Below are 24,651 nucleotides of genomic sequence, written 5' to 3' on the forward strand. Positions count from 1 at the left end.
ATGAAAAAAATACTTTTACTAGGAATAAGCGCATGTTTATTTTTAAGTTGTTCCAATTCTGAAGACAGCGATAATGTTAAAGTCGTAAACGGAATATATGAGTCGCTAGATGCGGGAGATATTGATGCTTTCAAAGCACAATTAGTTCCAGAAGTAGAATGGAATGAAGCAGAAAACTTTTTATACGATGATGGCAACCCATATATTGGAGCAGATGCCGTTTTAGAAGGAGTTATGGAGCGCATAGGTGCTGATTGGAATGACTTTATTGTAGATGGAAGAACAACCTACGGTATGCATAATAATAAAGTTTTAGTCACTGGTCGTTACAAAGCCACTCATAAAACTACAGGTAAGAAAGTAAATGCTCAAGTAGCGCATTTATGGTCCTTAAAAGATGGTAAAATAATTAGCTTTCAGCAGTACACGGATACAAAGCAATTCGCTGATGCTGTGAAATAAGTTCGTTAAAATATATTTTAAAGCACTTAGATATAATCTAGGTGTTTTTTTGTTTTATAGATTCTACCAAAATACTCAAGTGTTATATTTGCACTTATGAGTAAAGTAGTTGTAGAAAGTCCAAATAAAAAATTAAACGCGACCATTGATGCGGGTGAGTTAGTCAGTTTTATATGCAATTCGGAAGAAATTATGCATCAAAAAGGAAATCCAGGTTGGCGCAATGTAGATACTGAAATGTTTCCAATAATTGGAGCAACATCTCCTAACAACTTCAAAGTTTCAACACCTAGAGGTACTTGTATTCAAGATCAGCATGGCTTGTTACGAGAATTGAAATACGACTTGATAGACCAAACAAAAAATAGTTTAACTTTTAGAAAAACATATCTAAAAAATACAGCCGTTAAAAATTCTAAATTTCCAGACAAATCCACCGAAAAAATCGTTTCATGGCCCTATAACTTCGAATTTATTAAAAATTTTGAGTTAACAAACGAGACCTTAAAAGTATCCTTTATTGTTAACGCAGAAAAAGGAATGCCTTATATGTTGGGATATCATCCGGCATTTAAATTAAATGGAGGTAAAAAAGAAATTGTAATAACAGAGAGTTTCGAAATATCAATAGATGATATATTAAATATTGGAGCATCTGCCTTCCCTGTTTTAAACACGCAAATGATTCATCTCATAAAGGACTCTAATTTAAACGTCAAAATTGATTTAAAAGGTTTCGAAAACTTTATGCTTTGGACCGAAGTTGATAATATGCTTTGTATGGAACCAATAACCTATTATCCAAATGCCTCTTCAGATTGCCTAACAGTAGAAATGTTCAATGCAGCAAATGGTCAAGAAAAATTTGAAGTATGCATAACGCCCTATTCTTAAGAATAACTATTTATTAAAGCCGTAATCTCTTTCAACTTTGCAAATTCTAAGTTGGTATTGAGCATACCACAACTCCCTTCCTAAATCTCTTGCTTTGGCATGATCGATTTGATGTTTCCATGTTTTTATTGATTCTAAATCTCTCCAATAAGAAACAGTTATTCCAACATCATTTCTCGCAGATTCAATTCCTAAATAACCAGGCTGCTCTTTGGCTAAAGTTTCCATTTTTTCAGCCATTTCTAAATAACCCTTATCAACATCGGTACGTAATGTTGTAAAAATCACCGCATAATAAGGTGTTTCCGGAGTTTTTGCTATCATAATTTTAATTTATACTTCCGTTCTAATTGATCTATATCTTCTGCGAAAGAATCTTTTTCATATACAAAATCATTCTGTTCTATAATTTTTAACGATGCTTTATTCTCATAAGCTGCATAAGCCACTATTTCAGATATTCCCAATTTTCGACAATGCTCAATTAGCGCTGGGACTATTTCTTTTCCAAACCCATTTCCCCATAATCTCTCAATAAAACGATATCCTATTTCTTCTTCTCCATCCATTTTTACCAACGCAACTGTACCTATAAGATTTTGAGTATTCTTTAGTATGACAGCATAAATCTGAAACTCATTTCCAGGTTTATCGTAAAACTGAATCAATCTATCTAACTCTAATTTATTCTCATTGAAATCTCCAACCTTCGAATTCACAAATCGCATTACATTCGGATTCCCTTGCAATTCATGAAACGCCTTCAAATCAGTCAATATCAGTTTTCTAACAATTAATCTTTGCGTTTCAAAAAGAACTCCTTCAGTCATTTAAATAATAATAAAATTGTAAATTTGCACCGCATAAAAATACAAGAATGAGTGCACAAAAAAAAGTAGCGTTTTACACTTTAGGATGTAAATTAAATTTTTCTGAAACTTCTACTATTGCTCGAAATTTTCAAAACGAAGGTTTTGAGAGAGTTGAGTTTGAAGAAATTGCAGATATCTATGTAATCAATACATGTTCGGTTACTGATAATGCGGATAAGCGATTTAAATCTATTGTAAAATCTGCATTAAAGAAGAATGAAAATGCTTTTTTAATTGCAATTGGATGTTATGCTCAATTAAAACCAGAAGAATTAGCGGCTGTTGACGGTGTTGATTTGGTTTTAGGAGCTACCGAAAAATTCAAAGTAACAGATTACATCAACGACCTATCTAAAAACGATATGGGTGAGGTTCATTCTTGTGAGATTGAAGATGCTGATTTTTATGTAGGCTCCTACTCTATTGGAGATCGCACCCGCGCATTCTTAAAAGTGCAAGACGGTTGTGATTATAAATGTACTTATTGTACCATTCCACTCGCACGAGGCATTTCTAGAAGTGACACACTTCAAAATGTTTTGAACAACGCCAAAGAAATTTCAGATAAGGGAATTAAAGAAATTGTCTTGACAGGAGTAAATATTGGCGACTATGGTAAAGGTGAGTTCGGAAATAAAAAACACGAACATACTTTTTTTGAGTTAGTGCAGGCATTGGATAAAGTGGATGGAATTCATAGACTAAGAATCTCTTCAATAGAACCTAACTTGCTGAAGAATGAAACCATAGATTTTGTAGCAAGTTCAAATAGTTTTGTTCCTCACTTTCACATTCCACTGCAATCTGGAAGTGATGTACTACTAAAACTAATGAAACGTAGATATATGAGCAAAGTGTACACAGATCGTGTATCACAAATTAAGGCGGCAATGCCTAATGCTTGTATAGGAGTAGATGTTATTGTTGGTTTTCCGGGTGAAACCGATGAATTGTTTTTAGAGACCTATAATTACTTAAACGAACTAGATATTTCATACTTACATGTTTTCACTTATTCTGAAAGACCAAATACAGAAGCGGTTGAAATGGATGGAGTTGTTCCTAAAAATAAAAGAGCAAAACGAAGTAAAATGTTGAGGGGACTATCTGTCAAAAAACGACGTGCTTTTTATGAAAGTCAGATTGGAAATACCTTAACTGTACTTTTTGAAAGTGAAAATAAAGAAGGCTATATTCATGGATTCACTGAAAATTATGTAAAAGTTAAAACACCTTGGAATCCTGAATTGGTGAATACTTTACAAAAGGTAACGTTAACTGAAATTGATGAGGACGGCTTAGTTAGATTCAATTTTATAGCTAAACAAGCGAGCGCCTAATACAATTGGTATTTTATTGTATTTTTGAGAAACAATTTATAACATTGTCTTTTGAAAACACATGTATACCTGATGCCAGGCCTTGGTGCCAGTTCAAAAATTTTCGATTATATCGCTCTTCCATCGGATACATATGTACTGCACTATTTAGAATGGGTCATACCAAAATCAGAAAACGAATCTATTCAAGAAATATCTGAAAGGCTCTGCGAATCGATTTCGGAGAAAAACTGTGTATTAATAGGTGTTTCTTTTGGTGGAATAATGGTACAAGAAATGAGTAGAATTGTAAATCCACAGAAGACTATTATCATTTCAAGCATAAAGAGTTCATTAGAATTACCCAAACGATTGCGAATTCCGAAAATAACAAAGGCTTATAAGTTATTCCCAGATAAAACAATTAGCGCAATTGCTAATTTCATAGAAAATACATTTCCAACTATTGCGAAGAAAAAAGTAGAACAATTCAATATGTATCTTTCCGTTAGAGACCCCTTATATTTAAGATGGGCGGTTTACAATGTTCTACATTGGACAGAATCTGAACCTGTTTCTAACTTGTATCATATTCACGGCACTAATGATGAAATATTTCCAAGCAAGCACATTTCAAATTATATAAAAATTAAAAATGGTACACATGCCATGATTTTAAATAAGGCAAAAAAAATAAATGAAATATTGCTAAAAATCCTTTCTGAATCTGTTTAAAAGTTTGTTAAAAACACCTTAACCATACGTGTTATACCCTATATTTTTCCGTATCTTACATCCGATATTTTACAATCGGTAGAATCGATTGAGGAATAACTAACTTTATGCTGAACCCTACTAAAATTTAAACTTTTGAATCGATGAACAAGTTAACACGAATCCTTACTATTTTTTGCATTGTACTTTTAAGCGGAGTGCTTATTAATGCAAAATTCAACCCAACAAATGAAGAAGTTTCCGATAAATTAACTGAAGAGAAATCTGATGATACCTACAAAATTAAAGCACTAAAAATTCCTGATGGAGTTAACTTTGCAGGTGAACTAGTTCCTATTGATATCCCTGATATTAGAGAACGAATGGATCGCGAATTATTGGTGAATACTTATTGGCAATCTAATAGTTTATTAATGATGAAACGCGCTCATAAATATTTTCCAATAATTGAGCCGATTTTGAAAAAAAATGGTATCCCGGACGACTTTAAATATTTAGCACTCATTGAAAGCGGGTTTCTGCAAGTTACATCCCATGCGGGAGCAAGAGGATTTTGGCAAATAATGAAAGGAACCGCTAAAGAGAACGGTTTGGAAGTAAATAGTAATGTAGATGAGCGTTACCATATCGAAATGTCGACCGAAGTTGCTTGTAAATATTTAAAAAAGGCATACGAACGATTTGATTCATGGACATTGGCGGCTGCCGCCTATAATGGCGGTAACTATGGAATGGCAAGACGTCTTAAAAGTCAACGTGTAGATAATTACTACGACTTGTTATTAGGTCAAGAAACGGGTCGTTATGTTTTTAGAATTGTTGCCGTTAAAGAAATTTTAAAAAACCCTCAAAACTTTGGATTTAAGTACGACCAAGAAGATTTATACAAATTAGAAAAAACAAAATTGGTAAAAGTAGATACTGCTATTACAGATATTGCCTTGTTTGCTAAGAATTTTGGAACAAATTATAAAGAATTAAAAATTCATAATCCTTGGTTAAGAGAGAATCATTTAAACAACAAGTCAAGAAAACTTTACCATATCAAACTACCTGAATAAACAAATGAAAATGACGTTATCAACTATTTTAATTCTTGTTATAATTGGTCTGTGCGCAGGTATTTTAAGTGGATTGGTCGGCGTTGGTGGCGGTGTAATAATGGTTCCATTATTCGTGTTATTACTTGGATTAACACAGCACAACGCCCAAGGTATGAGTTTAGCCGTAATGCTGCCTCCTGTTACTTTTTTAGCCGTATATAACTACCATAAAGCAGGAGAAGTTAATTGGAAACTAGCACTTATTGCGTCCGCAGTCTTTATAGTAGGTGGTTTTTTGGGATCTAAACTAGCGCTCAAAATAGATCAATTATTACTTAAGAAAATCTTTGGTGTTTTTATGTTAATTATTGCCATAAAATTGATCTTCTTTAGCAAATAATATTTATTATATTTGAGTAATTAAATTAATTAAATATGAAAAAGATAACTTTCCTTCTTGCAGTTGCAATTGCATTCTCTACAATTTCCAATTCATATGCCCAAGATGTAAGGCGTGTTGCGTTCGACATTAGAGGTGGTTTACCTGGTGTAATCGGTTTAAATGCAGAATATGTTACAGGTGCACTCGATAATAGATTATCATTTTTCGCAAACTATAATGGGTTTGCAACTGATGTTAGAGTTGAAGGCGTAGATGAGTCATTATCATATTTTGAAATCGGTTCGAATGTATATTTAGGAACAAAAGGAAAAGGATTATATGGGTCTATTGGTTATGGTAACATTAATATAGACGCAACGTATTATGATGTTAGTGACGACGGAAATAATTATGCTAAGGCAACTGGAGATTTCACGGCAGGAACCTTAAATGTTAAAGCAGGAATTAAACTTGGTGGAATATTATTCTTTAGAGGAGAAATTGGTTATGGTTTTGGAGATATTCCATCGGAAGTCGAAGTTACAGGAGAAACGAGTACCATAAGCGACACTTTTTTAATAGAAAGACCTGAATTTCCAGGAATGAGTGATTCTGGTTATGTAATTGCAAATATTGGATTTGGAATAGCATTTTAGAAAATTGAATTTATATAAAAAACGGCTTCCATTTGGAAGCCGTTTTTTATATACTCTTTTTTACATCTTCATACTCTTCAACTAATTCCTTTATAATTTCTGACACTGGTTTTATATCATGAATAAGCCCAGCAATCTGCCCGATTTCCAATTCACCATCTACCAAATCACCTTCTAACATTCCTTTTTTAGCCCTACCTCTTCCTAATAACTCTTTTAATTGTTCTTTGGTTGGGTTTTCTTTATATAACTCCTGAACTTCATCAAAAAATTGATTCTTTATAAGCCTAACAGGAGCCAATTCTTTCAATGTTAACTGAGTACCTCCTTCTTTTGTGTCTACAACTCTTTGTTTGAAATTATCATGTGCTGATGATTCCGTACTTGCAGCGAACCTACTTCCAATTTGCACTCCGTCCGCTCCTAAAACCATTGCCGCTAACATTCCTCTTCCGGTTGCAATTCCACCTGCAGCAAGTAATGGAATATTTATCTGTTCTTTTACCATCGGAATCAAGGTGAAAGTAGTAGTCTCTTCTCTTCCATTATGACCTCCTGCCTCAAAACCTTCAGCAACCACAGCATCTACTCCGGCATCTTGTGCTTTTAATGCAAACTTTACACTGCTTACCACATGCACTACTGTAATTCCTTTATCCTTTAAAAAAGTAGTCCATGACTTAGGATTCCCGGCAGAAGTAAACACAATTTTAATATCCTCCTTCACAATAATATCCATTATTTCCTCAATATTTGGATACAATAATGGAACGTTCACTCCAAAAGGGTTCCCTGTAGATTTCTTGCATTTCTGAATGTGCTCTCTTAAAACCTCAGGATACATACTTCCGGCCCCAATTAGTCCTAGACCTCCAGCAATACTAACAGCAGATGCCAAGCGCCAACCACTGTTCCATACCATTCCACCTTGAATAATTGGATATTTAATTTTGAAAAGTTCTGTGATACTATTTTGCATAGTACGAAGTTAAGAAATAACTCCCGAACCTAATAATTCTTCATTCACATACCAAGCAACAAACTGTCCTTCTGTAATAGCCGATTGTGCATTTTTAAATGAGACGTACAAACCATCTTCAAACTTATATAAAATTGCATTCTCTAGTTGTTGTCTATAACGAATTCGAGCTTGAACAGGCATTGATTCGCCATTGGCGAGTTCTAAATCTTCACGAACCCAATGGATCTCTTCATTATTAACATGTAAAACATGACGATATAATCCTGGATGCTGTTTACCTTCACCCGCATAAATAACATTCTCATTTACATCCGTTTCAATTACGTAAAGCCCTTCTTTGGTTCCACCAACATTTAACCCTTTACGTTGTCCTTTGGTAAAATAATGCGCTCCTTGATGCGTACCCACAACTTTTCCATCTTGTTGGTTATAGATAAACTTTGTAGCCTTAAACTTTAATTCATCCTCAAAGGAATTAAATACGGGTTTTTCCGCATTAAACACATTCGACTCTTTTGGAACTTGAACAATTACACCTTGTTTAGGTTGTAATTGCTGTTGCAAAAATTCTGGCAAACGAACTTTTCCAATAAAGCAAAGTCCTTGTGAATCTTTCTTTTCGGCAGTTACAAGGTTTTGCTCCGCTGCAATGGCTCTTACTTCTGGCTTCGTTAATTCACCTATCGGGAATAACGATTTTTTCAATTGCTCTTGAGATAGTTGACATAAAAAATACGATTGATCTTTATTACCATCTACTCCTGCTTTTAACTGATATATCTTCTCTCCGTCTTTTTCAATTTCACCTTTTCGACAATAATGACCAGTTGCAACAAAATCGGCTCCTAAATCAAGCGCAATTTTCATAAAAACATCAAATTTTATCTCTCTGTTACAAAGTACATCTGGATTCGGAGTACGTCCCATTTCATACTCACGGAACATATAATTAACAATCTTTTCTTTGTATTGTTCACTTAAATCAACAACTTGAAACGGTATTCCCAATTTTTCTGCAACTAACATAGCATCATTACTATCCTCTAACCATGGGCATTCATTAGAAATAGTAACTGAATCATCATGCCAATTCTTCATAAATAGGCCTATAACTTCATACCCTTGCTGCTGCAATAAATAAGCAGTTACACTACTATCTACACCTCCAGAAAGACCAACTATTACTCGTTTCATTATCAAAAATTTAAGATTGCAAATATACGTCTTTTTTTAAGTTTTTGATGTACAAAATGAACTCGTCCAAAACACTATAATTTATGCAATTCTTAAGTCGGTAATTTTTTAAGGATGTTTCACAGTTCTTTAACTTTTAACATCATAATTATTAGTATACTTGCACTATGATTAAAAAATTACTCCTCATAGCCATTTTATCTTGCTCTTTTGTTGGTATTGCTCAAGAACAAGCAAAAGACACTGTATCTGAAGTTAGTGATGAAATAATTGAACTTACTGGAAAAATAGTAAGTGGTGATGATAAAAAACCATTGGCAGGTGCTCATGTTTTTAACATGAATACTATTAGAGGAGCCATTAGTGATAGCGAAGGAAACTTTACGATTCCGGTAAAAGCAAATGATACTATATTTTTATCCCATTTAGGATATCAATCATTAAAAGTTAAAATTACCAACGATTTAACTAAAGGAAACCCATTAGATATATCTCTGTATGAACAAGCGGAGCTAATTGAAGAAGTACAAGTACAAACGATTCAATTGGTCGGTGTTTTAGAAATCGATTCTAAAAATGTACCTACTGACAAATACACGAGGATTCATATTAATGGATTACCTCAAACCTACGAAGTAGGTAAACCTAAAAAGAAAACATACTCTTCTCCAGTTGATGCAATTTTCCATCCCGTTGACTTTGTATATAACCTATTTGGCTCTAAGCCAAAGCAGTTAAAAAAGTTGAAGCAAATGCGCGAAGAAAATGAAGTAAGAGACATGTTGAATTCAAAGGTTAACAGAGAGTTAATGCTCGAATACTTAGAAATGAGCAGACAGGAGTTAAATGAATTGCTTGATGAATGCAACTACTCGGAATACTTTGTGAAAAATGCAAGTGACATTCAAGTTATCGAAGCAGTAATTGAGTGCTACGAAAATTATCGCGCTGTTAAAAAAGGAACTACTAAAAAAGATTAAATCACATTTTTTTTGATACTTTTGAGACGCTCTCAAAAAAAATATAAAAGATTCCAAATTCCTTAACATGAGCTCTGAATCTTTCATTTTAAAATTCTAATCATGAAAATAAAATTACTTTTAACTGCTGCACTCGTTTGCTGTGCAACTCTTATTTATGCTCAACCTCAGGCTACTTCTTCTTCTAAAATTCAAGAAGCATTAAAACTTAAGAATGAAATGGCTAATACTTCATTGGTCAAAAATATCGAGTTTACAAATATAGGTCCAACGGTTATGAGCGGTCGTGTAGTAGATTTGGCCGTAAATCCTGTTGAACCTACTGAATTTTATGTAGCCTATGCCTCTGGAGGTGTTTGGCATACAACAAATAATGGAACAACCTTTACCCCTATTATAGACAATGCGGACACTCAAAATATAGCTGATATAGATGTGCATTGGGCAAGCAGAACAATCTGGGTAGGTACTGGAGAGAACAATGCTTCTCGCTCGACTTATGCTGGAATTGGTTTATTAAAATCTGACGACAATGGAGAAACATGGGCAAATGTAGGTTTACACGATTCTCACCACATTGCACGAATTCTAATCAATCCAAAAGATAAAAATGAAGTAGTTGTTGGAGTTACAGGACATTTGTATTCTACTAATAAAGAGCGTGGAATGTACAAAACTACAGATGGCGGTAAAACATGGAAACAATCCTTATTTGTTGATGAAGCCTCTGGAATAATTGATGTTCAAGTAAATCCGAATGACTATAATTTAATGTTTGCCTCATCTTGGACTAAAGACAGAAAAGCCTGGAATTTTAGTGGGAATGGAAATAATTCGGGAATTTACAAAAGTACTGACGCAGGGGAATCATGGGTCAAAGTTTCTACGGAAAAAAGCGGGTTCCCAACTGGTGATGGCGTTGGTAGAATAGGATTGGCAATTTACGACAGCAATACAATATACGCTATTCATGACAGTCAATTCAGAAGACCGGAAGAAACTTCTAAAGATACGTCGAAAGAAATGCTAGTTAAAGATGATTTTAAAACTATGTCTAAGGACGATTTTATGGCATTGGACAATTCTAAATTAAATGCTTTTTTAAAGCAAAACGGATTTCAAGAAAAGTATCGTGCTGAGAATGTAAAACAACTTGTTTCAAGTGGTTCTGTGCAACCAATTGACATTGCTAACTATTTAGAAGATGCTAATTCCTTATTATTTGACACTCCAGTAATAGGAGCTGAAGTTTATAAAAGTACAGACGGAGGAACTACTTGGAACAAAACACATGAAGACTATTTAGAAGGCTTGTATTTTAGTTATGGTTATTATTTCGGCCATATTTATGTTTCACCTCATAACGCTGAACACATTTATATTTATGGAGTTCCAATTGTTAAATCTAAAGATGGAGGTAAAACGTATTCATCCATTAGCGCTAGTAATGTACATTCTGATCATCACGCTCTTTGGATCAACCCAGAAAATGCAAACCACTTAATAAATGGTAATGACGGGGGAGTTAATATTACTTATGACGATGGTGAAAATTGGATTAAGAATAATTCTCCTTCAGTTGGTCAATTCTACGCCATAAATATAGACCACGAGAAAAATTACAATGTATATGGAGGACTTCAAGACAATGGTGTTTGGGTTGGACCTCATAATGCAACGGAAAGCACAAGATGGCACGGTAGCGGGGATTACCCATGGAAAGGAATTATGGGTGGAGATGGAATGCAAATCCAAATTGATAATAGAAATTCGGATATCGTATATACCGGATTCCAATTTGGAAATTATTTTAGAATTGATAGAGCAAAAAATAAAAACACCTACATACAACCTAAACATACTTTAGGAGAAAATCCATATCGTTTCAACTGGCAAACTCCAATTCTACTTTCTCCTCACAATCAAGATATCTTGTATTTAGGAGGAAATAAATTAATGCGATCTATGAATAAAGGAGATGATTGGGAAGCTATAAGCGATGACTTAACCAATGGTGGTAAAAAAGGAAATGTTGCTTATGGAACACTAACAACAATAGACGAGTCTCCTTTTCAGTTTGGTCTGATATATACTGGAAGCGATGATGGACTTGTTCATGTAACCAAAAACGGTGGTGGAACTTGGGAGCATATTTCAACATCATTACCAAAGGATTTATGGGTATCTAGAGTAATAGCCTCTAAGCATAAAAAGGAGCGTGTGTATCTTACCTTAAATGGTTATAGATGGGATGATTTTAATGTGTATGTTTATAAGAGTGATGATTATGGTAAAACATGGAAAACTATTAGTTCCAACATACCAACGGCTGCCGTAAACGTAATTAGAGAAGATACAGAAAACGAAAACATACTTTATGTTGGAACAGATAATGGCACCTATATTTCTTTTAACCAAGGGGAATCTTGGGAATTGTTTTCTAAAGGATTAAATGCTGCAGCAGTTCATGATATTGTTATTCAACCAGAGGCAAAGCATTTATTAATCGGAACCCATGGTAGAAGTATCTATAAAACTTCAATTGCAAACATTCAGCAGATGAATGAAAAGAAATTGACTTCTGATTTAACATTATTCGATGTATCTTCGATAAGAGCATCATCAAGATGGGGGGCTAAGAGAGGGTCTTGGGGAATTCCATATGAACCATCTAAACAAATTGAATTTTATTCCGCAAAAACGAATGAAGTTTTGATACAAATTTTAGATACTGAAGATAATATTATAAACGAGTTTAAATCAAACACAGATAAAGGTTTCAATGCTGCAAATTATGATTTAACGTATTCTAAAAAAGCGGTTAATGCCTATAACAAAAAGAATAAAGAGAAGCCTTTAAAGCCAGCAGATAATGGAAAGTATTATTTAAAGAAAGGCACCTATACTGTTAAAATTGGTGACGAAAAGACCAAACTGGAAATAAAATAAATTTGATCTAAAAAATTAAAAGGCAACTAGTTAAAAGCAGTTGCCTTTTTTTATTTCAAATGATTATGTTAAAATGAAATAATCGTTATTTACAATCGTTCTAATTGCCATAATTTTGTTTTTATATTTTAGACATTGCTAATGAAAAAAATAACATTCCTATTTCTACTTATTTCAACTACAATTTTCGCACAAGAAAATTATACCATCAGTGGAATTGTTAAAGATCAACTAAATGGAGAAACCATATATGGGGCCACTATTTATTTAAACGGAACTACCATAGGTGCACAAAGTAACGAGTATGGATTTTACTCTATCTCAGCACCAAAAGGTACTTACACCTTAACAATTTCATTTATTGGATACTCAGAACAGTCGCAGGAGATTGTTTTAGATAAAGATCAGAAGATCGATTTTGAAGTAATTGAAGAAACCGAACAATTAGACGAGGTTGTCATTGAATCTACGGAATCTGAATCAGTGAACATAAGAACGCCTCAGATGTCAGTTACCAAAGTACAAATGGCTTCTATTAAAAAAATTCCTGTTGTATTAGGAGAAATTGATATTATAAAATCAATTCAACTTTTACCCGGAATTACAAATAGCGGAGAAGGTTCCAGCGGCTTTAATGTGCGTGGTGGTGCAGTAGATCAAAACTTAGTTTTACTAGATGAAGCCATTATTTATAATACCTCTCACCTACTTGGATTTTTCTCTGTCTTTAATGCCGATGCCATTAAAGACATTACATTATATAAAGGAAATATTCCTGCAAAATATGGTGGACGTGTTTCATCTGTTCTAGATGTACGTCAAAAAGATGGAAACAATAAGGATTTCCATTTAACTGGTGGAATTGGTAGTATTTCTAGTAGACTTGCTGCTGAAGGTCCTATAGTCAAGGATAAAGGTTCGTTTTTAGTCGCCGGTAGAGGCTCTTATGCACATCTATTTTTAAAAGCCGCAGGAGAAGAAAATAGCGCTAGTTTTTATGATTTAAACTTAAAAGCAAATTATGCTTTGGGCGAAAAAAACAAATTATTCCTCTCTGGATATTTTGGAAGAGATGATTTTAATTTTTCAGGAGCCTTTGAAAACAGTTACGGTAATGCATCAGCCAACCTAAGATGGAATCATATTTTTAATGATCAATTGTTTTCTAACGCTTCTTTAATTTACAGCAAATACGATTATGATCTAACCTTAAACCTTTTCGAATTTGATTGGGTCTCCTCTATTAAAAATTTTAATGCCAAATATGACTTAAAATATTACGCAAGCGATTCTTTTAAATTAGATTTTGGAGTTAACGGTATTTATTATGATTTTGATCCAGGTCAAATCAATCCGACAACCGACGATTCAGCAATTAACTTTTTACAATTAGATCAAAAAAGGGCTTTTGAAAGCGGCGTTTATATCAATGCAGAACATAAACTAACAGACAAAATTACAGCCAATTATGGCTTTAGATATAGTTACTTTAACAGATTAGGTGGTCAATCTATGGTGCTTTATGAAAATGATCAACCTGTAGTTTATAATGAAGCACTTGGCATTTATGAATCAGGAAACCCTATTGGCGAAACCGAATATGGAAAAAGCGAGTCTATAAAAAACTTCGGGAATTTTGAACCGAGAGCTGGCATTTCGTATCAAGTTTCAGAGTCTTCATCAATTAAAGCAGGTTATTCTCGCGTAGCACAATACATACACTTGCTATCTAATACAACTTCTGTTACGCCTTTAGATGTTTGGACACCTAGTGGTCAATATGTACAACCTCAATTATCAGATCAATATGCTTTAGGATACTTCAGAAACTTTAACAACAAACAATTAAGTTTAGAAGTTGAAGGATATTATAAAACTGTAAATAATCGCTTAGATTATATAGATGGTTCGAATCTAATTGGGCAGAATACCATTGAAACGGAAGTATTGAATGGAGAGTCTAGAGCTTACGGATTGGAGATGTTATTAAGAAAAACAAAAGGTAGATTTACGGGCTGGTTCGCTTATACAATTTCTAAGACTGAGCAGAGAACTCCTGGTGGATCGGCAGGTGGACCTGGAATTAATGATGGAGATTGGTATTATTCTGGGTACGATCGAACTCACGATTTTTCGGTAACTGGAAGTTATAAGCAAAATGACAAATGGACATTTGGTGCAAATTTCATTTATCAAACAGGAAGACCTGTTACCTACCCAGACGGTCAATATACCTATGAAGATTTGCAAATAGCGAGTTACGCTCCTCGTAATTCAAACAGATTACCAAGTTATCATCGTATTGATATTTCCGCTACTTATGTTCCCAATAAAAGACCTCAAAATAAATGGAAAGGAGAATGGATATTTGGAATTTACAACGTGTACAACCGCAAAAATGCTGCGGCCATATCCTTCGGTCAGAATAGAGAAACAGGCGCAAATGAGGCTACTAGAACGGCTATTTTCGGAATAGTACCTTCAGTTACGTACAACTTTAAATTTTAAGCATGAAAAAGATTATATATATATTATTAGTAACGCTCTCGTTTATTTCTTGCACAGATGTAATTGATGTTGATGTTCCAATTGCAGAACCAAGATTGGTTATTGAAGCTTCTATAGACTGGGAAAAGAACACAATCGGAAATGAACAATTGGTTAAATTGAGTTTATCTACTCCGTATTTCGATGAAAATAATATGCCAATGGTCACTGGGGCTGATGTTCGAGTTACCAATGAAAACACCAATGATGTTTTTATTTTTGATGATCAAAACGATGGAACCTATACAACTAGTACCTTTATCCCAATATTAAACAATACATATCGGTTGGAAGTTATTCAAAATGGAGAAACCTATATTGCTCATGAAACAATGACTTCTGTATCAGATATTGATGACATTTATCAATCTACAGAAAATGGATTTGATGAAGACGCGCTTGAGGTTAATGTGCAGTATACCGATGTTGCCAACATCGAAAATTTTTATCTATTCAAGTTTCAAAAAGAAGGAGACTTACTGCCTGATTTAATCGATATGGCAGATGAATTTACGGATGGAAATCAAATAACCATGTTTTATGAGCGCTTAGAAGATGAAGATATCAATCAAGTTGAATTTGCTCCTGGAGATGTTGTTGATATCCATTTTTATGGAATTTCTAAGCAATATCATAGATTTATGCAATTGCTAATTGCACAAACTGATAGTGGTGGCCCTTTTGGTGCTACACCTGTTGCTCTGAGAGGAAATTGCACCAATCCAAATAACCCAGACAACTACGCTTTTGGATACTTTAGATGTTCGGAAGTAGTAATAGATAGTTATACGTTTCAGTAAACTGAACCTATAAATTAAAATTCTTTAAGGGTTGTAATCCGACTTCCATTTTATGGGATACATAAAGAATGGCCGTTTTGGTTTCGTTATGAATTTTATTAATTAAGGAGACTAATAAATGAACGGATTTATCATCTAGACCTGCAGTAGGCTCATCTAAAATTAGCAACGGTGGATGTTTAATCATTGCTCTTGCAATTAAGACCGAACGTTGTTCTGCTGCGGTTAGAAATATGAAGTTTTTCTTTCTCATTTCATAAAACCCTAGCAATTTTAACCATTGCACCATTATTTCAATTTGAATCTTTGTAGGCTTATCATACAATCCAATAGAATCATAAAACCCAGAAAGAATCATATTTTCAAGACTAGTCTTCCGTGCAAACCCCATTTTCATGTCTGATGAAAAATAACCGATTTTTCGTTTATGCTCCCAAACACTTTCACCGCTACCCTTTTTAATTCCAAACAGTGTAATATCTTGACCATAGCCCTTAACGCTATCTCCTGTAATTAATGATAACAACGTACTTTTACCTGCTCCATTCTTGCCAGTAATTTGCCAAAACTCATGCTTTTTTATTTGTAGAGAAATATTTTCCAACACCGCCACGCCATTGAAAGAAACATTCACGTTTCTCATATCCACCAATACTTCATTTGCAATATTCATGGTTTCATAAGGCTTTGGAATTGACTCCACAAACGGTTCATCAACATTCAATGATTCGATGGTATCTAACAATTCCCAATTCTCATTATTCAGACAATAAACAGCATCTATAAAATCTAGAATTTCATTTTTTCTATGCGCAATCTGAATCAATATAATTCGATTAGAAATAGTTTCAAATCTATCTTTTAATATCAATTGAGAACTTGCATCTAAATTATCATAAGGGTTGTCTAAAATTAAGACATCTGGTTCTTTGGCCAATAAAAACTCCAACAATGTTTTTTTTCGTTCCCCTTCAGAATACTTAAGTAAACTCTGTTTTAAAGCATCTTTTTTTACAACAAAATCGCCATGCCTTTTTTCTTCAGCAATAAATTGATTTAAAGTTACCTCTGAGAATACTTCAATTTGTTTTTCTTCTATATGTTTAAAAACAGCTCCGTCTTTGATTTTTTGAATCAAATTCTTTTTTGAAACAGAATTAGAAATATAAAATGCGCTGTGTGGTAAACTCAATGGTTCCTATTTTAAATTTATAAAACAAAAATAGGATACAAATTTTTCAAATCCACTGAATCCTATTCCTTTTTAAAGAACTAATCGGAATTCAATTATATTTGCTTAAGCAATGTATTGCGCTATCCACATGTTATGAAGAAAATAAATTTCCCAACCGCACACACAATTCTATTATTAATTGCAGCATTTGTAGCCGTATTAACTTGGATTGTACCCGCTGGGACCTATGATACTTTAATGTACAGTACGGATGATAACAATTTTGTAATTTCTAATTTGGATTCTACATATACAATAGGTGCAACACAAGAATCATTGGCGGAATTAAACATAAAGATTCCCTTAAATAATTTTACATCTGGCGCTATTTACAAGCCCATAAATATTCCAAAAACCTACCAACAAATCGAAGCCAAACCACAAGGGATTGTTGCACTAATTATGGCGCCTCTAAAAGGAATAGAGGCAACTATTGATATCATTTTGTTAGTTTTAATAATTGGGGGTCTTATCGGAATTGTAAATGCTACAGGGGCTTTTGAGGCAGGAATTTCTTGGCTCGCAAATGCATTAAAAGGAAGAGAATTTATATTAATAATATTAGTTACTTCTCTAATTGCTTTAGGAGGAACAACGTTTGGACTGGCCGAAGAAACCATAGCCTTCTACCCTATTTTAATACCAATTTTTTTAGCCGCAAAATATGACGCTTTGGTTGCAACTGCTTGTATTTACATAGGGTCTACAATAGGAACTATGATTGCTACTACAAACCCATTTAGTGTAATAATAGCATCTAATGCAGCGGGTATAAACTGGACAACTGGCTTAGCAGGAAGAATTGTTATGTTATTAGTCGGATTGGTTATCTGTTTAATTTACATTTTAAGATATGCTCAAAAAGTAAAAAAGGATCCCTCCAAATCTATTATATATGATCAATATGAGCAGATTGCAAAAATGTTTCCTGTTAATTTAAACTCGGATAAAAAACTAACTTATCGGTTAAAACTAGTTTTATTAATTTTTGGAACTTGCTTTGTGATAATGGTATATGGTGTTATGCAACTAGAATGGTGGTTCATGGAAATGACGACCGTATTTTTTGTAGGTGCCTTATTAATCGGGTTTATAACCAAGTTCAAGGAATCAGAATTTGTGGATGTCTTTATGAAAGGGGCGGGAGAATTACTAAGTGTTGCCTTCATTATTGGCATTGCACGTGGAGTAACTGTTTTAATGGACGATGGAAACATTAGTGATACTTTACTTTATTATGCAAGTAATGCTACTGAAGGCATGCATAAAGGGCTCTTTGCAAATACAATGCTTTTTATTTACAGTGGTTTATCTTTTTTCATTCCGTCATCTTCTGGTATGGCCGTATTAACCATGCCAATCATGTCTCCGTTAGCCGATGGCGTTGGTGTTGGTCGTGAAATTGTTATTAATGCGTATTTATTCGGAATGGGCTTATTTGCTTTTATAAATCCGACTGGAATTATATTGGCCTCCTTAGCAATTGTTAAAGTAGGATTTGATAAATGGTTAAAATTTGTAACGCCATTGGTTATAATACTTGCAGTTGTATTTATGGTTGCAATTACTATTTCAGTTTATCTATAAATAAAAAACCCATCCTTTCGGATGGGCTCATTTCTATATTTAAGAAGTCCTAAAACTCTTCTATTGTCTTTTTAATAATAGAGACACAATCTAACAATTGCTCTTCATTCATTACCAACGGAGGTGCAAAACGAATGATATTACCATGAGTTGGTTTTGCCAACAAACCATTGTCTCTTAACTTCATACATATATCCCATGCTGTAGAACTATCTTCAGTATCATTAATTAAGATGGCATTTAGTAAACCTTTACCTCTAACCATTTTCACTAAATCATTTGTTTCTGCAAAACTTGATAATTCTTTTCTAAACAATTGACCTAAGTATTCTGCATTTTCTGCTAACGCTTCTTCATTAACTACTTCTAATGCAGCAATCGCAACCGCTGCTGCTATTGGATTTCCTCCAAAAGTTGAACCATGTTGTCCTGGTTTGATCACATTCATTACCGAATCATTTGCCAAAACCGCGCTTACTGGATATGCGCCACCCGATAATGCCTTTCCTAAAATTAGAATATCAGGATTCACATTTTCATGGTTTACCGCCAACAATTGACCCGTTCTAGCAATTCCAGTTTGCACTTCATCAGCAATAAAAAGTACATTGTGCTTCGCACACAACTCCTTTGCTTGCGCTAAATAGCCCTCGGACGGAACATAAACGCCTGCTTCTCCTTGAATTGGTTCAACTAAAAATCCTGCAACATTCTCTGTATTTTCAAGAGCATGTTGTAACGCCACTAAATTATTGTATTCAATTTTCTCAAAACCTGCTGTATAGGGTCCAAAATTCTTACGCGCAACTTCATCATTAGAAAAAGAAATGATTGTTGTAGTACGACCATGGAAGTTATTTTCACAAACAATAATCTGGGCTTCATTTTCTGGAATTCCTTTTACTTCATAAGCCCATTTTCTACACAACTTAATTGCGGTTTCAACAGCCTCTGCTCCAGTGTTCATCGGCAAAATCTTATCAAAGCCAAAATACTCTGACATGTACTTTTCGTATTTCCCGAGGACGTCATTATAAAATGCCCTAGACGTTAAAGTCAATGTTTTTGCTTGATTCATCATTGCTCCTACAATTTTAGGATGACAATGCCCTTGATTTACGGCAGAATAGGCCGATAAAAAATCATAATACTTTTTGCCTTCTACGTCCCAAACATAAACGCCTTCACCTTTACTTAATACAACAGGAAGTGGGTGGTAATTGTGCGCACCGTACTTATTTTCTAAGTCGATCGCTTCTTGAGATGATGCTATTATTTCTACCATCATTATAAATTTAAAATATTAAAAATCTACAATTCCTGCTTTTTCAAATATTCTTGAATTGAACGGAGAGAAATCATCGCTATAAGTGCTTGCAAGTTACAATAAATTCCTCAAATTCAATCTAAAAAACACCCATCAACAATGCTTTAATTAATTTTAAAATGTGAAAAGTAGTCATCCTTTAAAATCCTTAAACAAATTGCAATACGAAATTGATTTCGTTAAATATTTTCTTCTTTATTTACTTTTTTTAAATAGATTTGTGAAAACAATATTTAATTCAATTATCATGAAAAAAGTAGCAGCATTATTTATAGCCTCATTCTTCTTTTTAGTGAGCTGTGCAGATAATAAAAAAGACGCAGCACCAAAGAAAGAAAAAGTAAAAACTGAAAAGAAAAGTACCGCAAAAGCAGATCCGGTTAAAGGAAAGGAATTATTTGGATCAAAAGGATGTACTGCTTGTCATCATGAAACAACAAAAATAATCGGACCTGCAGTTAAAGATTTGGCTTCGGTTTATGCAGAAAAAGGAGGAGACATCTTAAAATTTTTAAAAGGACAATCTGAAGCTATTGTAGATACAGACCCTACACAAGTTTCAATTATGAAAAATAATTTAGACACAATGGTAAAAGAAATTTCAGATGCTGATCTTACTAATATCGTTGCATATATTAATAGTGTAAAATAAAATACACCAAAAAACATACAGTAAAGAACATCCCTTTTTAGGGATGTTTTTTTTTGTATAAAACTGTACCTTTGCACTCATGGGAAGAAAAAAAAAGAAGAATTACATTTTTGAAGAGGTAGAAGTAATTGATGCTGGTGCCAGAGGTAAGACTGTTGCAAAGGCGCCAGATGGTAGAGTTATTTTCTTAACCAATACGGTACCTGGTGATGTTGTAGATATTAGAACTGGAAAGAAAAGAAAAGCCTATTTTGAAGGAACAGCAATAAAATTTCACAAAAAATCTGATAAAAGAACGGATCCTGTTTGCGATCATTTTGAGCATTGTGGTGGATGTAAATGGCAACACATGGGTTATGAACATCAACTCTTTTACAAACAAAAGGAGGTTACCAATAATTTAATTCGAATTGGACATTTAGATTTACCCGAAGTTACTCCAATATTAGGCTGCAAAGAGCAATACAACTACAGAAATAAAATGGAGTTTTCTTTCTCTAGTAGCCGTTGGTTAACTTTTGAAGAAATCAACTCTGAAGAAGAAATCGACAACAAAAATGCATGCGGGTTTCATATTTCAGGCATGTGGGATAAAATTTTAGATGTATATAAATGTCATTTACAAGAAGAACCTTCCAATGCTATTAGAAATTTTATAAAGGAATTTGGAATTAAAAATGATATACCATTTTTTAATCCGCGTGAGCAAAACGGAATGCTTAGAACACTAATGCTACGAATTGCTTCTACAGGAGAGATAATGTTGGTAATTCAATTCTATAAAGAAGACGTTGAAAAACGAACATTGCTAATGGATGCCATTATGGAAGCGTTTCCTCAAATTACCTCTTTGCAATATGTCATCAATGGTAAAGCAAACGATACTATATATGATCAGGATATCATACTTTATAGTGGTCGAGATCATATTTTTGAGGAAATGGAAGGGTTGAAATTTAAAATTGGCCCAAAATCTTTTTACCAGACAAATTCTGAACAAGCATATGAGTTATATAAAATCACAAGAGATTTTGCCGGATTAACCGGAAATGAATTGGTGTATGACTTATATACAGGAACTGGAACAATAGCGCAGTTTGTAGCAAAAAAAGCAAAAAAGGTAATTGGTGTTGAAGCGGTTCCAGATGCAATTAAAGACGCCAAATTAAATGCTTCGGTTAATAATATTGAAAATACAGAATTCTTTGCAGGTGATATGAAAGACGTTTTTAATGATACGTTTATAAATACACACGGAAGACCTGATGTAATCATTACCGATCCTCCTAGAGATGGCATGCACAAAAACGTTGTGTCTAAAATTTTAGAGATTGCTCCTAAAAAAATAGTGTATGTAAGTTGCAATTCTGCCACACAAGCGCGAGATTTGGCATTAATGAAGGAACAGTATAAAATTACAAAGACGCAAGCAGTAGATATGTTTCCTCAAACGCACCATGTAGAAAATGTGGTGCTATTAGAAAAATTGTAATATGAGAAAAAGTGCAATCGCAACCCTAATTGCGTTATTCATTTTAATTATTAGTTGTCAAAGAGATGATATTTGTGTTGAACCAATTACTCCTTATTTGGTAATTCGGTTTTATGACACCGATAATCCGAATACTTTCAGAAATGTTAATGGATTAACGGTGAAAGCTGCTGGTAAAGGTATATTTGAATCATATGACAATGTTACTACTGATTCTATCGCGCTTCAATTAGATCCTGCAGAAAATTTCACCACATACCATTTGACTTCAGAAAATGGCGAAGATGTAATTACTATAGATTACCTTAGAAATGAAGTGTTTGTTTCAAGGTCATGCGGCTATAAATACAATTATTCAGAATTAGACTTAAGCAATGTAAGCAACAATTGGATAGATAATACCGAAATAACCCAAGAAAACGTTACAGATGAAACGGAACATATTAAGATTTACCACTAGTCTTTTTCTTGTTATCGCTGTTTCATTAAACGCGATTGCCCAAGAACCATCAGACTCGATTGCGACTGGAGTTGAAACACCAATTGACACCATTCAAAAGAAAAAAGACAAATATGGTTTAAGAGTTGGTATTGACCTTTTTAAACCAATATTATCAATGGTGAATGATGATATTCAAGGATTTGAAATTGTTGCAGATTATAGATTAAAAAAGAATATATACATCGCAACAGAATTCGGGTTTACCGATAAAACAGGAGAAGAAGATTTTTTAATTTACAACGCAAAAGGTTCTTACATAAAACTTGGAGGAAATTATAACCTCTATAAGAATTGGTTAGATATGAATAATGAAATTTATATCGGTATTAGATATGGTTTTAGTAGTTATTCTCAGACTTTAGTTGAATACACTCCAAATTATTACGGAACTTATTTTGATATCCCAACGTTTAATCCTGACACCACTGTTGATGGGTTAACAGCGCATTGGGGAGAGTTTGTAATTGGGTTAAAAGTAGAAATCTTCAATAACCTTTACATGGGTGGCAGTATTGCTATGAAAAAACTCTTTAGTCAAGATGAGCCAGATAATTTTGGTAACATGTATATACCTGGTTACGAACGTGTATTTATGAACAATACTGGTTTTAGTTTTAATTATACTTTGTCATATACCATCCCATTTTTCAAAAAATAAAACTGTTTGATTTTTATAAACCAAACAAGAAACACTTCTTCAAAAATATAAATTCATAAATTTTAAGTAACTTTAAAAGTTCAATAATAGAAAGAGATTATGGAAAAAATACCAAGTGTAGATTTATCTGATTTCATATCAGGAGACGCTGAAAGAAAGCAAAAATTCGTCAATGAAATTGGTAAAGCTTATGAAGAAATTGGCTTTGTGGCTCTTAAAGGTCATTTTTTAGGAGATGATTTAATTGAAAACCTATACAAAGAAGTTAAAAACTTTTTTGATCTTTCTACCGAAACTAAATCTAAATATGAGATTGAAGGCATCGGTGGACAACGTGGATATACTTCTTTTGGAAAAGAAAAAGCAAAAGGTTTTAAGCAAGGAGATTTAAAAGAGTTTTGGCATTTTGGTCAATATGTGGAAGACAATCCTCAACTTGAGGCGGAATATCCTCCAAACGTAATTGTTGAAGAATTAGCCAAATTTAACGAGGTTGGTAAAACAACATACAAAATGTTAGAAAAAACGGCACAATACGTTTTGCGTGCTTTGGCATTACATTTAGGCTTAGAAGAAACCTATTTCGATTTCCCAATTAAAAACGGAAATTCTATTCTAAGACCTATCCACTACCCTCCAATTGAGAATGAGCCTAAAGATGCAGTCCGTGCTGCGGCACATGGGGATATTAACCTCATCACTTTATTAATGGGGGCTCAAGGAAAAGGATTGCAAGTACAAGATCATAATGGTAATTGGATTGATGCCATTGCCCAAGATGATGAGTTAATGATAAATGTAGGCGATATGTTATCACGCCACACAAACAACAAATTAAAATCTACCATTCATAGAGTTGTAAATCCACCGAGAGAACTTTGGAAAACATCTCGATATTCTATTCCGTTTTTCATGCATCCAAAAAGTGATATGAAACTAAATGTACTTAAAAGTTGTATCGATGAAAACCACCCTAAACAATTTGAAGACATTACCGCTGGTGAATATTTAAATGAAAGGTTAATAGAATTGGGATTGATAAAAGGGTAAAATGGATTTACAAGATCAATTAAAAAATCTATTTCCAGATCATACCCCAGATCCTGAGGAAACAAAAATGGAAGATGTAAATGCTATTTGGATGCAAGATGATCCAATCATTTGCAAATACGAAAAGCGTAAAGGAAAACCAATTACTATTCTAGAAGGATATACCGGTGCGGATTCTGATTTTAAAAAATTGGCAAAAGAATTGAAGACAAAATTGAGTGTTGGTGGCAGTTTTAAGAATGATCAGATAATTATTCAAGGAGATTACAGAGATCAAATTATGAAAATTCTTATGGAAAAAGGATTTAAGGTTAAACGTGTAGGTGGCTAAAAA

General features: G+C 33.7%; 24 protein-coding genes. 18 read left to right on the forward strand and 6 right to left on the reverse strand.

Going from position 1 to position 24,651, the window contains the following annotated elements:
• Together RM519_RS03040 and RM519_RS03045 are read left to right on the forward strand one after the other, a co-directional pair.
• Positions 1-462, forward strand: coding sequence for a nuclear transport factor 2 family protein (locus RM519_RS03040; RefSeq protein ID WP_311592055.1), 462 nt, complete (start codon positions 1-3; stop codon positions 460-462).
• Between the two features lie 96 nt (positions 463-558).
• Positions 559-1,356, forward strand: a complete 798-nt coding sequence (locus RM519_RS03045; protein ID WP_311592056.1) for an aldose epimerase family protein — start codon at positions 559-561, stop codon at positions 1,354-1,356.
• 6 nt (positions 1,357-1,362) lie between these two features.
• Here RM519_RS03045 and RM519_RS03050 read toward each other — a convergent pair whose 3' ends face one another.
• Both RM519_RS03050 and RM519_RS03055 read right to left on the reverse strand, forming a co-directional pair.
• A complete protein-coding gene (locus RM519_RS03050; RefSeq protein ID WP_311592057.1) occupies positions 1,363-1,680 on the reverse strand; it encodes an antibiotic biosynthesis monooxygenase family protein in 318 nt (105 codons plus the stop codon).
• The gene (locus RM519_RS03055) at positions 1,677-2,186 is read right to left on the reverse strand and encodes a GNAT family N-acetyltransferase (RefSeq protein WP_311592058.1); all 510 of its coding nucleotides are present in this window, start codon (positions 2,184-2,186) and stop codon (positions 1,677-1,679) included. Before RM519_RS03055 ends, RM519_RS03050 begins: the two co-directional genes overlap by 4 nt.
• A 47-nt stretch (positions 2,187-2,233) precedes the next feature.
• Here RM519_RS03055 and mtaB point away from each other — a divergent pair, with 47 nt between their 5' ends.
• From mtaB to RM519_RS03080, 5 genes are all read left to right on the forward strand, one after another.
• Positions 2,234-3,568, forward strand: coding sequence for a tRNA (N(6)-L-threonylcarbamoyladenosine(37)-C(2))-methylthiotransferase MtaB (gene mtaB, locus RM519_RS03060; RefSeq protein ID WP_311592060.1), 1,335 nt, complete (start codon positions 2,234-2,236; stop codon positions 3,566-3,568).
• Between the two features lie 51 nt (positions 3,569-3,619).
• Positions 3,620-4,282 carry an alpha/beta hydrolase gene (locus RM519_RS03065; protein ID WP_311592061.1) on the forward strand — a complete coding sequence of 221 codons (663 nt, stop codon included), beginning with the start codon at positions 3,620-3,622 and terminating at the stop codon, positions 4,280-4,282.
• A gap of 143 nt (positions 4,283-4,425) precedes the next feature.
• Positions 4,426-5,343 carry a lytic transglycosylase domain-containing protein gene (locus RM519_RS03070; protein WP_311592062.1) on the forward strand — a complete coding sequence of 306 codons (918 nt, stop codon included), beginning with the start codon at positions 4,426-4,428 and terminating at the stop codon, positions 5,341-5,343.
• 10 nt (positions 5,344-5,353) lie between these two features.
• Positions 5,354-5,725 (forward strand): sulfite exporter TauE/SafE family protein, encoded by a 372-nt coding sequence (locus tag RM519_RS03075; protein ID WP_311592063.1) that lies wholly within the window; start codon positions 5,354-5,356, stop codon positions 5,723-5,725.
• A 35-nt stretch (positions 5,726-5,760) separates the two neighbouring features.
• Positions 5,761-6,363: a hypothetical protein gene (locus RM519_RS03080; protein ID WP_311592064.1), complete on the forward strand. Its 603-nt coding sequence runs from the start codon at positions 5,761-5,763 to the stop codon at positions 6,361-6,363.
• 46 nt (positions 6,364-6,409) lie between these two features.
• Here RM519_RS03080 and RM519_RS03085 read toward each other — a convergent pair whose 3' ends face one another.
• A complete protein-coding gene (locus RM519_RS03085; RefSeq protein WP_311592065.1) occupies positions 6,410-7,342 on the reverse strand; it encodes an NAD(P)H-dependent flavin oxidoreductase in 933 nt (310 codons plus the stop codon).
• A 9-nt stretch (positions 7,343-7,351) separates the two neighbouring features.
• Entirely contained in the window at positions 7,352-8,539 is a 1,188-nt protein-coding gene (gene mnmA, locus RM519_RS03090) for a tRNA 2-thiouridine(34) synthase MnmA (protein ID WP_311592066.1), read from the reverse strand.
• 167 nt (positions 8,540-8,706) lie between these two features.
• Here mnmA and RM519_RS03095 point away from each other — a divergent pair, with 167 nt between their 5' ends.
• The 4 genes from RM519_RS03095 (at position 8,707) to RM519_RS03110 (ending at position 15,815) form a co-directional block, all read left to right on the forward strand.
• Positions 8,707-9,519 carry a carboxypeptidase-like regulatory domain-containing protein gene (locus RM519_RS03095; protein ID WP_311592067.1) on the forward strand — a complete coding sequence of 271 codons (813 nt, stop codon included), beginning with the start codon at positions 8,707-8,709 and terminating at the stop codon, positions 9,517-9,519.
• Between the two features lie 102 nt (positions 9,520-9,621).
• Positions 9,622-12,468, forward strand: coding sequence for a VPS10 domain-containing protein (locus tag RM519_RS03100; RefSeq protein ID WP_311592068.1), 2,847 nt, complete (start codon positions 9,622-9,624; stop codon positions 12,466-12,468).
• A gap of 141 nt (positions 12,469-12,609) precedes the next feature.
• Positions 12,610-14,976, forward strand: a complete 2,367-nt coding sequence (locus RM519_RS03105) for a TonB-dependent receptor (protein WP_311592069.1) — start codon at positions 12,610-12,612, stop codon at positions 14,974-14,976.
• 2 nt (positions 14,977-14,978) lie between these two features.
• Positions 14,979-15,815 (forward strand): DUF4249 domain-containing protein, encoded by an 837-nt coding sequence (locus RM519_RS03110; protein WP_311592070.1) that lies wholly within the window; start codon positions 14,979-14,981, stop codon positions 15,813-15,815.
• Positions 15,816-15,822: 7 nt separating this feature from the next.
• On the opposite strand, the gene RM519_RS03115 is transcribed toward RM519_RS03110, so the two are convergent.
• Positions 15,823-17,007 (reverse strand): ATP-binding cassette domain-containing protein, encoded by a 1,185-nt coding sequence (locus RM519_RS03115; protein WP_311592071.1) that lies wholly within the window; start codon positions 17,005-17,007, stop codon positions 15,823-15,825.
• 135 nt (positions 17,008-17,142) lie between these two features.
• Here RM519_RS03115 and RM519_RS03120 point away from each other — a divergent pair, with 135 nt between their 5' ends.
• Positions 17,143-18,636 (forward strand): YfcC family protein, encoded by a 1,494-nt coding sequence (locus tag RM519_RS03120; protein ID WP_311592072.1) that lies wholly within the window; start codon positions 17,143-17,145, stop codon positions 18,634-18,636.
• A gap of 49 nt (positions 18,637-18,685) precedes the next feature.
• On the opposite strand, the gene rocD is transcribed toward RM519_RS03120, so the two are convergent.
• Positions 18,686-19,921 (reverse strand): ornithine--oxo-acid transaminase, encoded by a 1,236-nt coding sequence (rocD, locus tag RM519_RS03125; RefSeq protein ID WP_311592075.1) that lies wholly within the window; start codon positions 19,919-19,921, stop codon positions 18,686-18,688.
• A 289-nt stretch (positions 19,922-20,210) separates the two neighbouring features.
• Here rocD and RM519_RS03130 point away from each other — a divergent pair, with 289 nt between their 5' ends.
• The 6 genes from RM519_RS03130 (at position 20,211) to RM519_RS03155 (ending at position 24,648) form a co-directional block, all read left to right on the forward strand.
• Positions 20,211-20,615 (forward strand): c-type cytochrome, encoded by a 405-nt coding sequence (locus tag RM519_RS03130; RefSeq protein WP_311592076.1) that lies wholly within the window; start codon positions 20,211-20,213, stop codon positions 20,613-20,615.
• 79 nt (positions 20,616-20,694) lie between these two features.
• Positions 20,695-22,107: a 23S rRNA (uracil(1939)-C(5))-methyltransferase RlmD gene (rlmD, locus tag RM519_RS03135; protein ID WP_311592078.1), complete on the forward strand. Its 1,413-nt coding sequence runs from the start codon at positions 20,695-20,697 to the stop codon at positions 22,105-22,107.
• 1 nt (position 22,108) lies between these two features.
• Positions 22,109-22,567: a DUF6452 family protein gene (locus RM519_RS03140; protein ID WP_311592080.1), complete on the forward strand. Its 459-nt coding sequence runs from the start codon at positions 22,109-22,111 to the stop codon at positions 22,565-22,567.
• Positions 22,536-23,267, forward strand: a complete 732-nt coding sequence (locus RM519_RS03145) for a DUF6048 family protein (protein WP_311592081.1) — start codon at positions 22,536-22,538, stop codon at positions 23,265-23,267. The genes RM519_RS03140 and RM519_RS03145 overlap by 32 nt, the downstream gene beginning before the upstream one ends.
• A gap of 99 nt (positions 23,268-23,366) precedes the next feature.
• Positions 23,367-24,317: an isopenicillin N synthase family dioxygenase gene (locus RM519_RS03150; RefSeq protein ID WP_311592082.1), complete on the forward strand. Its 951-nt coding sequence runs from the start codon at positions 23,367-23,369 to the stop codon at positions 24,315-24,317.
• Position 24,318: 1 nt separating this feature from the next.
• The gene (locus RM519_RS03155) at positions 24,319-24,648 is read left to right on the forward strand and encodes a translation initiation factor (protein ID WP_311592083.1); all 330 of its coding nucleotides are present in this window, start codon (positions 24,319-24,321) and stop codon (positions 24,646-24,648) included.
• Positions 24,649-24,651: the final 3 nt, after the last annotated feature.

Source organism: Urechidicola vernalis (assembly GCF_031846385.1).
In the GTDB taxonomy this organism is placed as follows: Bacteria; Bacteroidota; Bacteroidia; order Flavobacteriales; family Flavobacteriaceae; genus Urechidicola; species Urechidicola vernalis.